The sequence below is a fragment of the Arthrobacter sp. B0427-1-12 genome, assembly GCF_059092905.1.
The window spans coordinates 148,520-162,916 of the sequence record NZ_JBNHIC010000003.1 but is presented as its reverse complement, the minus strand read 5'-3'; the positions used below and the strand labels follow the sequence as shown (position 1 = coordinate 162,916).

The 14,397-nt window shown below is 65.8% G+C and carries 12 protein-coding genes; 7 read left to right on the top strand and 5 right to left on the bottom strand.

Translation table 11 applies throughout. The features are described 5' to 3' along the window. The first annotated feature begins 61 nt into the window (after nt 1-61). Complete coding sequence (locus AC5RWU_RS04110; protein ID WP_494029320.1) at nt 62-1,309, top strand: thiolase family protein; 1,248 nt, start codon at nt 62-64, stop codon at nt 1,307-1,309. Next, nucleotides 1,306-3,441 (top strand): 3-hydroxyacyl-CoA dehydrogenase NAD-binding domain-containing protein, encoded by a 2,136-nt coding sequence (locus AC5RWU_RS04105; RefSeq protein ID WP_494029321.1) that lies wholly within the window; start codon nt 1,306-1,308, stop codon nt 3,439-3,441. Before AC5RWU_RS04110 ends, AC5RWU_RS04105 begins: the two co-directional genes overlap by 4 nt. A 70-nt stretch (nt 3,442-3,511) precedes the next feature. Here the strand turns inward: AC5RWU_RS04105 and AC5RWU_RS04100 are convergent, their stop codons facing one another. Beyond that, nucleotides 3,512-3,760: a DDE-type integrase/transposase/recombinase gene (locus tag AC5RWU_RS04100; RefSeq protein WP_494029322.1), complete on the bottom strand. Its 249-nt coding sequence runs from the start codon at nt 3,758-3,760 to the stop codon at nt 3,512-3,514. 114 nt (nt 3,761-3,874) lie between these two features. Here AC5RWU_RS04100 and AC5RWU_RS04095 point away from each other — a divergent pair, with 114 nt between their 5' ends. The 3 genes from AC5RWU_RS04095 (at nt 3,875) to betT (ending at nt 8,006) form a co-directional block, all read left to right on the top strand. Further along, on the top strand, nt 3,875-4,516 hold the full coding sequence (locus AC5RWU_RS04095; protein WP_494029323.1) for a maleylpyruvate isomerase family mycothiol-dependent enzyme: 642 nt from the start codon (nt 3,875-3,877) through the stop codon (nt 4,514-4,516). A gap of 265 nt (nt 4,517-4,781) precedes the next feature. Then, the gene (locus tag AC5RWU_RS04090; protein WP_494029324.1) at nt 4,782-5,393 is read left to right on the top strand and encodes a recombinase family protein; all 612 of its coding nucleotides are present in this window, start codon (nt 4,782-4,784) and stop codon (nt 5,391-5,393) included. A gap of 426 nt (nt 5,394-5,819) precedes the next feature. Continuing rightward, on the top strand, nt 5,820-8,006 hold the full coding sequence (betT, locus tag AC5RWU_RS04085; protein WP_494029454.1) for a choline BCCT transporter BetT: 2,187 nt from the start codon (nt 5,820-5,822) through the stop codon (nt 8,004-8,006). Nucleotides 8,007-8,181: 175 nt separating this feature from the next. On the opposite strand, the gene AC5RWU_RS04080 is transcribed toward betT, so the two are convergent. Next, nucleotides 8,182-8,544, bottom strand: coding sequence for a DUF2306 domain-containing protein (locus AC5RWU_RS04080; protein ID WP_494029325.1), 363 nt, complete (start codon nt 8,542-8,544; stop codon nt 8,182-8,184). 99 nt (nt 8,545-8,643) lie between these two features. Between AC5RWU_RS04080 and AC5RWU_RS04075 the strand changes: the two genes are divergently transcribed. Next, nucleotides 8,644-9,213, top strand: coding sequence for a DUF7010 family protein (locus AC5RWU_RS04075; protein ID WP_494029326.1), 570 nt, complete (start codon nt 8,644-8,646; stop codon nt 9,211-9,213). Nucleotides 9,214-9,368: 155 nt separating this feature from the next. Here the strand turns inward: AC5RWU_RS04075 and AC5RWU_RS04070 are convergent, their stop codons facing one another. Together AC5RWU_RS04070 and AC5RWU_RS04065 are read right to left on the bottom strand one after the other, a co-directional pair. Further along, a complete protein-coding gene (locus tag AC5RWU_RS04070; protein WP_494029327.1) occupies nt 9,369-10,412 on the bottom strand; it encodes an L-idonate 5-dehydrogenase in 1,044 nt (347 codons plus the stop codon). Nucleotides 10,413-10,463: 51 nt separating this feature from the next. Further along, nucleotides 10,464-11,870: an Nramp family divalent metal transporter gene (locus tag AC5RWU_RS04065; RefSeq protein ID WP_494029328.1), complete on the bottom strand. Its 1,407-nt coding sequence runs from the start codon at nt 11,868-11,870 to the stop codon at nt 10,464-10,466. 261 nt (nt 11,871-12,131) lie between these two features. Here AC5RWU_RS04065 and AC5RWU_RS04060 point away from each other — a divergent pair, with 261 nt between their 5' ends. Beyond that, entirely contained in the window at nt 12,132-12,560 is a 429-nt protein-coding gene (locus AC5RWU_RS04060) for a VOC family protein (RefSeq protein WP_494029329.1), read from the top strand. 23 nt (nt 12,561-12,583) lie between these two features. Here AC5RWU_RS04060 and AC5RWU_RS04055 read toward each other — a convergent pair whose 3' ends face one another. Then, on the bottom strand, nt 12,584-14,389 hold the full coding sequence (locus tag AC5RWU_RS04055; RefSeq protein ID WP_494036911.1) for an ABC transporter ATP-binding protein: 1,806 nt from the start codon (nt 14,387-14,389) through the stop codon (nt 12,584-12,586). Nucleotides 14,390-14,397: the final 8 nt, after the last annotated feature.

Sequence of the window (14,397 nt, the reverse complement as noted above, 5' to 3'; positions counted from 1 at the left end):
CTAAGTTACTAGCAAGTAACATGACCGTTGGCGATCCCCTTATCTCAGCGAGGAGTTCCAAGTGAGCGTTGACAGCCGTCCCGTACCCCGCACCCGCAGGCAGCTCCGCGACGTCGTTTTCGTCGACGGCGTCCGGACCCCTTTCGGCAAGGCCGGTGAGAAGGGCATCTATGCCGGCACCCGGGCGGACGACCTGGTGGTCAAATGCATCCGCGAGCTTCTGCGGCGCTATCCGGAGCTGCCCCCGGAGCGGATTGACGACGTCGCCATTGCCGCCACGACGCAGACCGGTGACCAGGGCCTGACCATCGGCCGCACGGCGGCCCTGCTGGCCGGCCTGCCCCGAACGGTCCCCGGCTTTGCCATCGACCGGATGTGCGCCGGCGCGATGACCGCGGTGACGACGACGGCGTCCGGCATCGCCTTCGGTGCCTACGACGTCGTGGTCGCCGGGGGCGTGGAGCACATGGGCAACCATCCCATGGGCGCCGGTGCGGACCCGAATCCCCGGTTCATGTCCGAGCGGCTGGTGGACCCGGCTGCGCTGAACATGGGAAACACGGCGGAGAACCTGCATGATCGCTTCCCCGCCATCACCAAGGAACGCGCCGATGCCTATGCTGCCGCCAGCCAGGCCAAGCTGGCCAAGGCCTACGCCAATGAGCAGATCCAGCCCGATCTGGTACCCGTGGCAACGATGAAGCCGGAGCAGGGCTGGCGCCTGAACACGGCGGACGAACCGCCCCGGCCCGGGACCACAGTGGAGGATCTTGCCGGCCTGCGCACTCCCTTCCGGCCGCATGGCCGGGTCACCGCGGGAAACTCGGCGGGCCTGAACGACGGCGCCACCGCCGCGCTGCTCGCATCCTCCGATGCTGCCGCCGAACTTGGGCTGCCGGTCAGGATGCGGCTGGTTTCCTATGCCTTCGCCGGCGTCGAACCGGAGGTGATGGGCATCGGTCCGGTGCCCGCCACGGAGAAAGCCCTCCGCCAGGCAGGACTGTCGATCGCCGACATCGGCCTGTTCGAGATCAATGAGGCGTTCGCCGTGCAGGTGCTGTCCTTCCTGGACCATTTCGGCATCGCCGACAACGATCCCCGGGTTAACCGCTACGGCGGCGCTATCGCCGTCGGGCACCCGCTGGCCTCCTCCGGGGTCCGGCTGATGACCCAGCTGGCCCGCCAGTTCGAAGAGGATCCATCGGTGCGCTACGGCCTGACGACCATGTGTGTTGGACTGGGCATGGGCGCGGCCGTGATCTGGGAGAACCCGCACCATGCCGGATACAGCGAAGGAGATGCAGCATGAGCATCGGTGATTACCGGAAACTCGGCGAGCGGTTCCCGGACGAGACCGTCACCCATTCCCACGTCCAGGACATCGCCTTGTCCCACGGCGCGGGGACCCTGGCCCTGATCACCCTGGACAACGGGCTGGAGCACAGCCGTCCGACCACCATCGGCCCCAATACGCTCCTTGAGCTGGGCACTGTCCTGGAAGACCTCAAGGGGCGCGCGGCTGCCAAGGAGATCGACGCCGTAGGCATCACCGGCAAGCCGTACTACTTCGTGGCCGGTGCGGATCTCTCAGCCGTGAAGTCACTGACGGAGAAGGAGCATGGGCTGTGGATGGCCCAGCTGGGCCACGAAGTCTACGGAATGCTCGCGGACCTGGGCGTGCCCAGTTTCGCCTTCATCAATGGGGTGGCACTGGGCGGCGGTCTGGAAGTGGCCCTCCATTCGACCTACCGCAGCGTCTCCAGCGGAGCCAGTGCCCTCGGCCTCCCGGAATCCTTCCTGGGCCTAGTGCCCGGCTGGGGCGGCGTCTACCTGCTTCCCCGCCTGATCGGCCCGGAGAACGCGGTCAAGGTCATGATCGAAAATCCGCTGAGCAACAACCGCCTGCTGTCCGGCCCGGAGGCCTACAGGCTCGGCATCGCCGATGCTGTGTTCGAGCCGGCGGACTTCCTGGAGCAGTCGCTGGTCTGGGCCGCCGGGATACTCAGCGGCGGCGCTGCTACGGATGCCGTCCGCATCCGGCGCGCAGACCTAGGCGACGCCGACGACGAACGGTGGGATGCCGCCGTCGCACGCGGCCGCGCCTTCGTGGAAGCGAAGACAGGGAATGCCTCGCCCGCCCCCGCCAAAGTCCTTGACCTGATGGACAAGGGGCGGAACTGGACCAGGGAGGAATCCGCAGCGGCTGAGTGCGAGGTCCTTGCCGAACTGATGCAGACCCCGGAATTCCGGTTTACCGTGTACGCCTTCCTGGATCTTGTGCAGAAGCGCGCCAAGCGCCCGGCTGGAGCACCTGACCGGAAGCTGGCACGTCCCGTGACCAAGGTAGGCGTTGTGGGAGCCGGCCTGATGGCGGGGCAGCTGGCGTTGCTGTTCGCCCGTCAGCTCAAGGTGCCTGTAGTGATGACGGACATCGACCAGGCCCGGGTGGACCGGGGCGTTGCGGCTGTCCATGCGGAGGTGGACAAGCTGCTGGCCAAGGGCCGGATCTCAGCGGACGCCGCCAACCGCACCAAGGCGCTGGTCACGGGCTCTGTCGGCAAGGACGTATTCGCCGACGCGGATTTCGTCATTGAAGCCGTCTTCGAGGAGCTGTCCGTGAAGAAGCAGGTCTTCGCCGAGCTGGAGGCCATCGTCTCCCCCGAGTGCATCCTGGCGACCAACACCTCCTCCCTCTCCGTAGCCGCGATGGCCGCGGACCTGCAGCATCCGGAACGGGTGGTCGGATTCCACTTCTTCAACCCGGTCGCCGTCATGCCGCTGGTGGAAATCGTGCGGGCGCCCCGGACCGCTGACCCCGTGCTGGCGACAGCCTTCGAAACCGCCCGGCAGCTCAAGAAGACCGCCGTGCTGGTCCAGGACGCGGCCGCCTTCGTGGTCAACCGGATCCTGGGGAGGATGTTCGGCGAAATCACCAAGGTCTTCGACGAAGGCACGGACGCGGCCACCGCGGACAATGCCCTGCGCCCGATGGGCCTGCCCATGACACCATTCAGGTTGCTCGCCCTGGTGGGACTGCCCGTCGGCCAGCACGTCCAGGAGTCCCTGCACGCAGCGTTCGGGGACCGCTTCTATGTTTCCGCCAACCAGCAGAAGCTGATCGACGCCGGCATCAAGGGGCTGTGGACGGACGACGGCGGCACACAGCGGGTGCCTGAGGGCACCCTGGCGCTGCTGGACTTCGGCACCTCCCCGTCGACGCCGGCCCAGGTGCTGCGCCGCACCCAGGATGCGCTCGCGGACGAAATCAGACGCATGCTGGACGAGGGCGTCGTTGCAGGACCGGAGGATGTGGACCTGTGCATGATCCTTGGCGCCGGCTGGCCGATGTTCCTCGGCGGCATCACGCCCTATCTGGACCACTGCGGAGCCTCGGAACGGGTGAACGGGAAGCTGTTCCACCCGGAACTGGCGAGGCTGTAGAGGTGGATCATCCTCTCCGGCACCCGGTGCCCGTCGTGGTCGCGCCGCCACAGGGCCATCTTTAGGGTGGTCAGGACCAGGTCTGTGTCCTTGGACATGGCCGCGGCCAGCCCACGATGGCCCGTGAATACAGGTCGATCGCGAACGCCACGTAGGCGAAGCCTGCCCACGTTCTGACGTAGGTGAAGTCGGTGACCCATCCGTAGTTGGCCTCTCGGCGGTGAACTCGCGGTTGAGCAGATCCCCGGCCCGCTGCCCTCCCTGCCGGGCACGGTGGTCCGGTGGGCCCGGCCCCGGATGACCCCGGCCATGCCCTCATCGCGCATTAGTACGCGCGGCTAACCGAAATTCTCGAGGGCCGACGCGCTCCGCTACGCCCACACAGGACGGACCCCCATGGCCAGGATGTGCAACCTACTGATCCAATGGTGATATGGCGAAGCTGGACAAAGCGGCTGTGTGGCCGATCGTACATACCGAACGACGGAGCCTTATCGAGGACCTATCCGACCTGTCACCGGAGGATTGGCGGACCCCCTCCCTCTGTCCCGGGTGGAACGTCCATGACGTGCTCGCGCACCTGGTGGACACGGCGAAGACGGGCCGGATCGACTTCGTTCGGCGGATGATCGCCGCGCGTTTCGATTTTGACCATGACAATGCGATCGGCGTTGGGCGGGAAAAGCGGGCCGATCCCCGCCAGACGCTGCATGCGATGCACTCGGTGGCCGCCTTGACCAGGACCCCGCCGGCCCCGCTGGCTACGCGCCTGGTCGAAGCCTTTGTGCATGGCGAGGATATCCGGCGTCCGCTCGGGATCGAATCGGCCTACCCCGTTAGGTCTGTCGTGGCCGCCATTGATTATCAGGCTGGCGTCAGCGTCGCGATGGGCGGCGGCAAGGAGAGAGCCCAGGGCGTGCACCTGGTCGCCACTGACATCGATCTGGCCATAGGAAAAGGATCGGAAGTCCGCGGCCAAGCAATCGACTTACTTCTTGCGATCTCCGGCCGACCACTGCCCGGCGGCAGACTCGACGGACGTGGCGCGTCACGCTTCGCCACCACGGCCGAATAACTACCCGGCGGCCACGCTTGCCGGGCACGCCGGTTCCCCACGGAACACCAAGGCCCGGCACGGAGCCAGGCCGGCGAACAACCGGCGCCATGCGGGAGACTCTGGCTTTCGGAGTCGAATCGGGTGCATCGGATTGAAGTACACCCCAACCTGACGTCAGACGAGCTGCTGAAAAGCCGTCAGAATAGAGCCTGATTTCTCAATTCTTGACAAGTAAAGAATGAAGTCATAGAGTTCTACCTGACACTTTGGGATTGGAGGCTGCATGGCAGGTCAGCGGATCGGGTATATGCGCATGAGCACCCTGGACCAGAACGGGCAGCGCCAGCTCGAGGGCCAGGTCCTGGACCAGGTGTTCACCGACGAGGCCTCGGGCCGGGACACGGCCCGGCCGCAGCTGACCGAACTGCTCCGCTGCGCCTGCGAGGGAGACACCGTGGTGGTGCACAGCATGGACCGGCTGGCCCGCAACCTGGACGACCTCCGCTCCCTCGTCCAGAGGCTCACCAGCAATGGAGTGCGGGTGGAGTTCGTCAAGGAAGGCCTGGTCTTCACCGACGAGGACTCCCCGATGGCCCACCTCATGCTCTCGGTCATGGGCGCCTTCGCCGAATTCGAACGATCCCTGATTAAGGAACGCCAGCGAGAAGGCATTGCCCTGGCCCAACAGCGCGGCGCATACCGGGGACGAAAAAAGACCCTGTCCGCCGAGCAGACCGCCGAACTGGCCCGCCGCGCCGCCGCCGGAATCCCGAAATCCACGCTCGCCAAGGAGTACGGGCTGAGCCGGGAGACCGTTTACCAGTACCTGCGCCAAGCCGCCGGAGCTCCCGCAGTGACGGAGACAGCAAATCCGAGTCCTGAAGACTTCCCGTGATACTCATGGCGTCCCTGCGAGCAGCGGGGATACCGACGCCGTCGAAAATAACAGATGACGTGGTTAGCTCAGGTGTTTTATTTCCAACCTTGAGCGGACACCTCATGGGGCGTGCGTTCACGGCTGTCACCCGGCTCCGCAGGACATAGTCTCAACTGGATATCCCATGGAGGACATGGAGGAAGTTCTGGCTGTCGTTCTACCACGGCATCTGACCTAATGACCTGCTGCAACTGATTTCTGCAGTATCCGCATGATGGGGTGCCCACGGCAACGTGCGGCCCCTGTCCCGAAGAAAGGGGTGTTCTCGTGGCTGGAGAGAAATTCGGCAACGACTCAGAGCAACGCCGCGAGCCGACGTCCACCGACGGAGCCGCAGGAAACGGCACGGTTGAGAGAACGGCACAGGGCGGGCAGCGGCCACCCATTGAGCGCCGCCAGTTCGGCGGCACCGAGCGCCGCAGGCCTTCCTGGGACCACGACAATCCCACTCCGATCTCCCGCAGCGACCTGGGCAAAGGACCAGCAGAGCTTGTGGAGCACCGGGGCCCGCAGGTTAAATGGCGGGTATTTATCATTTCCTCCGTAGTGATCCTGGCCTTCTCGGTTTGGGCCATGATGATGCCGGACAATGCCCGGTCCACCATGCAGACCTGGGTGAGTTGGATCGCCACCAACCTTGGCTGGTACTACGTGCTCACCGTAACTCTGGTGATCCTGTTCGTGCTGTGGGTGGCCTTCTCCAAAGAAGGCAGCGTCCGCCTGGGACCAGACCACTCCCGCCCGCAGTACAACCTGTTCACCTGGGTGGCCATGCTCTTCGCCGCGGGCGTGGGGATCGATATGCTCTTCTACTCGGTGACCGGGCCGATCACCCATTACATCGACCCGCCCACCGGGGAGGGCGGGACCGCCGCCGCCCAGGACGCGGTCGTCTGGACCATGTTCCACTACGGCGTGGCCGGCTGGTCCATGTACGCCCTGCTGGGGATGGCCATGGGCTACTTCGCGTACCGGTGGGGCATGCCGCTGTCCATCCGTGCCGCCCTGTACCCGTTGCTGGGCAAGAGGGTACGCGGCGGGCTGGGAGACACCATCAGCATCTTCGCCCTGGTCGGCACCGTGTTCGGCGTGGCCACCTCCATGGGCATTGGCGTAGTGCTTCTCAACGTGGGCTTCTCCTGGCTGTTCGGTCTGCCGGAAGGTTTGAGCCTGCAGATCGCCCTGGTGGTTGTGGCAGTGATCCTGACCGTGGCAGCCTGCACCTCCGGCGTTGACAGGGGCATCCGCTGGATCTCCGAGTTGAACCTCTGGAGTGCGGCGGCGATGATGCTCTACATCCTCGTCACCGGCCAGACCGCTTTCCTGCTCAACGCGCTGGTCGAGAACATTGGCCGTTTCGTGCTCACTCTGCCCGAGCGCACCCTGCAGACCTTCGCCTACGAACCTGGCGGAGCGGAGTGGATGGGCGGCTGGACCCTGTTTTTCTGGGCATTCTGGATGGCCTGGGGTCCTTTCGTGGGCCTGTTCCTGGCCCGCATCTCCCGCGGCCGCACCCTGCGTGAGTTCGTGATCGCGGCGATCAGCGCCCCGGTGCTGTGCGATTTCATTATCGTCTCCCTCTTCGGCAACTCCGCACTTCATGAGGTGGAGAGCGGCAACACCGAGTTCGCCGAGCTGGCCATGGAAAGCCCTGAGGCAGGCTGGTACGCGCTGTTGGAGATGTTCCCGGGAGCGGCATTCCTCATCGGCCTGGCCACCCTGTCCGGGCTGCTGTTCTACCTCACCAGTGCCAACTCCGGTGCCATGGTGATGTCCAACTTCTCCTCCTCCATCCCGGATCCCTCCCAAGACGGTGCCAAGTGGCTGCGCATCTTCTGGGCTGTACTTACCGCAGTCCTCACGGTGGCCATGCTGGTGGCCGGCGGCGTGACCACCATGGAATACGCCACCTTGATCTTCGCACTCCCGGTGACGATCATCGCCTACCTGGTGATGGCCTCGTTCTCCAAGGTACTGCGCATGGAACGCGCCGAACGCGAGGGCCAGGTGTTGCGCCGTCGTTCGGCTGCGGCGGTCACCGGCGGCAACGTCCCCGAGCGATCCTGGCGCCAGCGACTGGCCGGACTGCGCGCCTTCCCGTCCAAGAAGGCGGTTGCGCAGTTCATCGATCGGGTGGTGCAACCAGCCTTGAACGACATCGCCGAGGAGTTCCAGAAGCAGGGTTACACCCTGGAACTGGGCGCGATGCCCAACTCGGAGACCAACATTGACGAACCCACCTTGGTGGTGCGCATGAACGAGTTCCGCGACTTCCATTATCAGGTCGCGGTGGTCCAAGCACCGGTCCCGATGTTCGGCGGGCGGATGACCCGGGAGACGGACGTCTACTACCGGCTCGAGGTGTTCGCCCAAACCGGGTCCGAGGGCTATGACCTGATGGGCCTGACCAAGCAGCAGGTGATCGACGACGTGCTGGACCGATTCGAAGCCCACCTGGCGTTCCTGACCTACTCGTCCGAGACCGATGCCGCCTCTGTGCTCACCCCGCGGATGCCTCACCCGACTGGTTCCCTGCCCGCGGTGCCCAAGTCTGCCGACGACATCCATTAACTCGAGGATAAATGACTCCGTAGGCGAACTTCTTCGAGCAGTAGTCATCACCTTGTAAAGGGATACGGGCTCATCCATATCGATGAGGCCGCTGTAACCGGCGCTATGGCAGGCCGGTTGCAGCGGCCTGCCCTGAGACAGTTCCGGCCGCTGCCTGGGAGACACGAATAGTCCGCTACACCGGGTGGTGGCAGGTCTCAGCTGCCCACAGCCGTTTCGAGGGCTCAGGAGCGGCCTTGTCCGCCTTCCTGCCCAGCAGCGTGACCCCCAGGACGGTGAACGTGGCCGTGAGGATGATTGAGGTGAGCCACAGGGACAGGCCGGGCAGGTCGTGGACGGCCATTTGCGGAATCCGCCCGTCGGGCACGGCAACCACCCCGATAAAGGCTCCTAGCACACCGAAATAGCTGCCCCGCATGAACGACCGGTGCAGCCGGCCGCCCTTGGTTCTGCCCAGCAACTGGAAGGCACCGAATAAGATCGAATACGCGGCGGCGACGGCGTGGACTGCTATCAGCAGCGACCATGGTGGCGACAAGAACGGAATCGTATCCCGCCTTTTCGCCTGAAAACACGCCGCCTGCTGTTGATCAGTTTCCTGATTGTCTTGACCAATGAATGCCGTTTGAATAGCTCGGTGACTGAACAGATAACCCGTGAATGGACGGTAGACGAAGCCCGGCGCCCAGCGTCGGGAACGGCGGCACAGGGCGCCGCCTGGCTGATCGCCTTTGCCCTGACCCTCTCGATCGCAGCAGTGCTCTCCTTCTTCCTGCCCCTGAATGTGGCCGTGCTGGTGGCGGTGTTCCAGGGCGGAGTCGCCCTGCCGCTGGCGTTCGCTCTGGAGCGCAAACTGGGCACCGGTCCGATGGCGGCGGACCATCCGCTGCGGTCCCTTTCAGTCCAGTTGGCCATGGTGCAGATCCTCGCTCTGCCGGCGGTCATCATGATGTACACGCTGAACCCGGCGCTGGTGCCCGCCGCGTTCGCCGCCATCGGCGGTGCGCACTTCCTGCCCTACGTCTGGCTGCACCGCACACGGATCTACCTGTTCCTGGCCCTGGCAGTATCGCTCGGCAGCTGGGCCATCACCCTGGCCGGCGGAGAAGGCGCCTGGCGGCTCGTGATGATCTGGTGGCCGGCCTGTTACATCGTCACCGCCGCCCTGCTGTGGCGCCGGCACCGGCAGCTCCACCCGGCCCAATAGCCGGACATCCTGAACGGCACCCTCAGCGGCGGTGAAGACAACGACGGTCTGCTGGGTGGATTGCTCCAGCCGAATCCTCCGTGCGGTGTGGCACCCGTCCCTGCTCCAGTCACGTGCCCCACGCAAGCCTACATATCAGTGCTTCAGCCGTGCCCTCAGCCGAGGTGGATCATGACCTTTGACGAGCCCGTCGACCGGTCGGCCGCGAGTTCGAAACCGCGAACAGCCTCGTCGATCGACACCTCGTGCGTCATCAGCGGCCGGACGTCCACGCCATCCGCCATGAGCTCGAGCGCCCGGGAGATCTCGTCGACGAACCGGTACGAGCCGCGGTAGTCGATCTCGCGGGTCACGATGTTCCCCAGGGCAGCGGACACCTCGCCCGCCGGCAGGTTGCCGACCTGGACAATGATCCCGCCGCGGCGGACCGCGGCGATGACGCCACCGAGCGCCCGCGGCGCACCGGATGCCTCGATCGCGACGTCGACGTCCTGCGGCAGGACACCGGCCCGCCCCGGGTTCACCGTCTCATCCGCTCCCATGCGGCGGGCGATGTCGAGGGCCGCATCGGAGAGGTCGGCGGCGACCACGCGTTCTGCACCGGACGATTTGGCCGCGGCGACGGCCAGGGCACCGATCGGACCGCAGCCGTTGACGAGCACTGTACGGCCCGCCACATCTCCGGCCCGTGAAACAGCGTGCAGCGCCACGCCAAACGGTTCGGCGAGTGCGGCTTCCTTCGTCGAAACGTTCGCGGGAACCACCCGCAGCTGATCCGGGCGCACCATGCGGAACCGGCTGAATCCGCCCTGTTCATGCGGCTGGAAGGCCGCCGAACCGAAGTAGCGGACTTCCGGCCACAGGTTGGTGCGCCCGGCGATCTCCGGCGCGACGTCGTACTCGCCGACCAGAGTCGCGGGGTGGATCGTCACCGGGGTGCCGACGTCGATCCCGCGCTCCGCGAGTTCCGCGGCCGCGGCCGGGCCGATCTGGGCCACGCGGCCGGCGACTTCGTGGCCCAGGACCAGCGGATCCTTGAGGATGGCGGTGCCGGAGGCGCCGCTCTTCCAGTACGAGACATCCGAACCGCAGATGCCTCCCCACTCCATCTCCACGAGGACCTCGCCGCCGCCGCAGACCGGGTCCGCGACCTCCTCGACCCTCAGGTCGTTCTGTCCATGTACGACGACAGCCTTCACGCGCCGCTCTCCTCTCTATCCACCTGCCGGCGAATCAAAATGTATGGAGTCTCAGAATGTATTGATCAGGCCCATGACGCCGACGAAGAAGACCGCCGCTGCGGAGACCAGAAGCATCACAGTGAATGCCTTGCCGTCCTTGACCAGCGGATCGGTCTGCCGGTGCGAGAGGTAGATGGTCGCGGCCGCGACGCCCATCAGGAAGACGGCGTTGAGGATGCCCGCGAGGACCACCAGGGCGAGCGGCGACGAGACGATGGTGCCGAACAGGCCCCACACGATGGGCAGAACGATCATGATGACGCGCATCCAGCGGTCGCGCTGCTTCTGGTTGTTCCAGTCGAACGCGCCGAACACAGCCAATGTGTTCCCCACCTGGCGGCCGAGGCTCGGGACATTGGCGATGATCGTCTTGAAGAGGGCAATGCCGGCGCCAATGAGGAACACGACGGCGCCCCACTGGCCGACCTGCGTCGAGAAGATGCTGGAGATCGTACCCATGACCTCGTCGCCCTTCGGTACGATTCCCTGTGGGTGCAGGACGGCGGCGCCCAGCATGTAGAACGCGGCGGTCGAGACGGTGTAGACGAGCCAGGAGACCCACGCGTCGAGCTTCATGACGGAGATCCAGCCCCGGGCGCGCTTGGTCCACGCCTCGGAACCGTCGTTCTGGCCGGTCCAGGCGGCGTAGCCCTTCTCGACGCACCAGTAGGTGTAGGCGGTGATTTCACCGGCGCCGACACCGGTGAGGCCGAACATCGACAGGGCGACGCCCATCGAGCCGAGGGCGATCTGGAACCGCATGCCGTCGCCGAGATCCCCCGCGGTCCAGGAGAACTCGGTGCCCTGGATCGCGAACACCATGACAACAGCGAAGACCGCGACGAGCAGGACTAGAGCCGTCGAGATCCGCTCCACCACTGTGTACTTGTTGGTCACGTGGATCGCGATGGCGATGGCGACCAGGATCGCCACCCAGCTGCCGATCGACACGAAGGAGTACGGGTCACCGCCGATCGGCAGCAGCGAGGAGAAGGCGAAGGCTGACGCGCTGATGACGCCGGCCTGGCTGGTGAGGAACTGGACGAACATGAGCAGGATGAGCCAGGCCATCCAGCCGCGCTTGCCGATTCTCGGCGGGACCTCGTCGTAACCGGTCACTGCGACCTTGCCGGTCGAAATGGACCAGCGGCCCAGCTCGACCTGCACCCACACCTTAATGAAGGTGGAGACCAGAACCAGCCAGAGGAGTATGAAACCGACCTCGGCACCCAGCGTCGTTGCGGTCAGCAGTTCGCCGGATCCGACGACGGCGGCGGAGGTGATCATCCCCGGGCCAAGGAACTTGAACCGACCCCGCAAGGTTGTGGGTGGCTCCTGAATGTCCCTGGGATTCAGGGCATACGGATCGGCCAGGTCACTCGTGACATGGATCGGGCCGGATTTAATGGTTGACATACTGATCCTATTGGTGGACGACCGGCCCGAACAGCCGGAAGCGCGGGCTCGCCCAGGCGCACTGCCGCGGGCGGACGCCTCGTCGATGAGGCGTACTTGAAGCGTTGAATATAGTACTCCGGCGCCCAGCGCGTGGCAAACGCTTGCCAACCGTGTCGCGAGGCTACGGAACCAGCATGCTCTCCTGCTCCCGGCCCCGGCCCGGTAGACTGCGGGTCCAGCGGGACTGAATCCTGTAAGTACTGGACGAACGGAGCAGTTATGGCCGAATCTACCTACGCACCAGGACCAATTACGATCGCCCTGCCGACGTCGGACCGGAAGACGTCATTCGATTTTTATACGCAGGGCCTGGGCTTCAGCCCTGTCGGCGATCTTGCCGACGACGGCGTCCCCGAACCACTGCAGTTCGAGCTCAACCCGGGCCTCCGCCTGATGTTCATCCCGACCGGCGGCTTCGGCTGGGTGACAGGGAACCGGACTACCGCGGAGCCGGAGGTGAGCGAATGCCTGATGGCGCTGCCGGTGTCCGGACGGCAGGACGTGGACAGCGCTGTGGAGCGCGCACGGCGCGCGGGCGGGGAGATCGTCGTCGAACCCGGCCAGCAGGCATGGGGCTACGTCGGCGTCTTCGCCGATCCGGACGGTCACCTATGGCAGGTGCTGTCCGCTGCCGATGAGAAGGCCTGACAACACCAGCACCGCCTAAGCAGCTACGGCACAGTCAGAGGATATGCCCTCCCCCTGTCCAGCGCGGCGGCAAAACCCGCCGGAGTAATGGCCTTCAATTCCAGTCCGAGCAGCCCGGCCAGGCGCCAGATCCTCGGCGGCACCAATCCTGCCGGCGAGCGCAAGGCCGCCGCATCCTCCAAGGCAGCCTCCAAGGTAAAGAGGTTTTCAACGACCTTGCCAAACGGGCCGTCGGCGACGATACGGCCCCGGTCCATGACGATCAGCCTGCCGCACACCGCTGCCGCGAAGTCCATATCGTGTGTCACCAGAACGGCCGCCCCGCCGGTGGACGTGTGTTCGGCGATCAGGGACTGCAGCAGTTCCACACCAGCCTTGTCCAGTGATGTGGTCGGCTCGTCCAACGCCCAGAGTTTCGGCCCGGCGGCCACGATGGATGCCAGGGCCACACGCTTCCGGTCCGAGCCGGCAAGCTCGTAGGGGTGCTCCCCCGCGGCTGCTTCCAGGCCCGTCCGGTACAGTGCATCGGCCACCCGGTGCGCCACGACGGCCTTGTCCAGCCGCTGGTTCCTGGGACCGAATCCCACTTCGCGTTCCACCGTGCGTTCGAAGAGCTGGTTGTCGCTGTTCTGGAAAAGATAGCCAACTTCGCCGGCCAAGTGACCGACCGGATGGTGCGCGGTATCCCTGCCGGCGACGACCGAGCGGCCGGCCTGTGGCTTGGCCAGACCATTCAGCTGGCGCAGCAGCGTGGTCTTGCCGGCACCGTTCGGCCCCATGACGGCGATGCGCTCACCGGGCCTGATCTCCAGCGACACATCGTCAAGGGCCGGGTCCGTTCCGTGGCCGCGGCGGCGGCCCACAGCCGGCGCCAGCCACCGTTGCCGGCGCTTGGCCGGCTGCCCATACGTGAACCGTGCGTGCTCGACGACGGCGAGCGGCGCGGCGGGCGAAGCCGCAGCGGGCGTCGCCACAGCTGCGGCGCCAACGGAGGCACCGCCGTCGTACGCTGCCGGTTCACCCCGGAGCCGCGGCGCAAAATAGGCTGCCGTCTCCGCCTCATCGACGGGCAGCGCGCGGGCGTCCTCCGCGGGTTCCACGAAGCGCGCCAGCTCAACATAGGGATTGCCGAAGACCGGCAGCGCGGCGACCTCGGGTGCCCGGACCACGCTCTGCCACGGTCCGCGGAAGCGGCACCGGCCTTCGTCCAGGACGATCATGTCCTCCGCCTGCCGCGCGAACCCATCGAGGGACTGACCGCAGACCACCAGGGCCACGCCGTTCCGTTGGAGTTCGTCCAGCAGTTGCCGAAGGGCAGCCCGGGACGGTGCGTCCAATCCTGCTTCGGGTTCATCGAGGATCAGGACCTTGGGGCCGGTCACGGCCATGGAGCCGATGACCAGCTTCTGCAACTGACCGCCCGAAAGGTGCAGCGGGGAGCGGTCCAGCAGCGGGCCCAGGCCCAGTCTTTCCGCCACGGCCGCTACCCGCTCACGGATCAGCCGGCGCTCGAGTCCCTGGTTTTCCAGGCCGTAGGCCAGTTCCTCGGCCACCGTGGACTTGACGGTGGAGAGCTGCGTCCGCGGGTTCTGGCTGACGTAGCCCACCAGCGAGCTCCAGGCGGGGAAATCGAGCTGCGGATCGTCGGCCAGGCCCTGGAAGGAGATCTGCTCGGAACCAAGCCCGAGGGTGCCCAGCATCTGCCCGTGCCCCGGTCCGGGAAGGTGGCCGGCGAGGATCCTGGCCAGGGTGGTCTTGCCGGAGCCGGAGCCGCCTACGATGGCCAGGCTGCTGCCGGGGGCCACCTCGAAGCCGATGCCGGCCAGCACTGGCCGGT

Bases quoted from the DNA above. Each gene is read 5' to 3' on its own strand.
- AC5RWU_RS04105 (WP_494029321.1), top strand. From the start codon at position 1,306: ATGAGCATCGGTGATTACCGGAAACTCGGCGAGCGGTTCCCGGACGAG.
- AC5RWU_RS04100 (WP_494029322.1), bottom strand. From the start codon at position 3,760: ATGAGGGCATGGCCGGGGTCATCCGGGGCCGGGCCCACCGGACCACCG.
- AC5RWU_RS04095 (WP_494029323.1), top strand. From the start codon at position 3,875: ATGGCGAAGCTGGACAAAGCGGCTGTGTGGCCGATCGTACATACCGAA.
- AC5RWU_RS04090 (WP_494029324.1), top strand. From the start codon at position 4,782: ATGGCAGGTCAGCGGATCGGGTATATGCGCATGAGCACCCTGGACCAG.
- AC5RWU_RS04065 (WP_494029328.1), bottom strand. From the start codon at position 11,870: ATGTCAACCATTAAATCCGGCCCGATCCATGTCACGAGTGACCTGGCC.
- AC5RWU_RS04060 (WP_494029329.1), top strand. From the start codon at position 12,132: ATGGCCGAATCTACCTACGCACCAGGACCAATTACGATCGCCCTGCCG.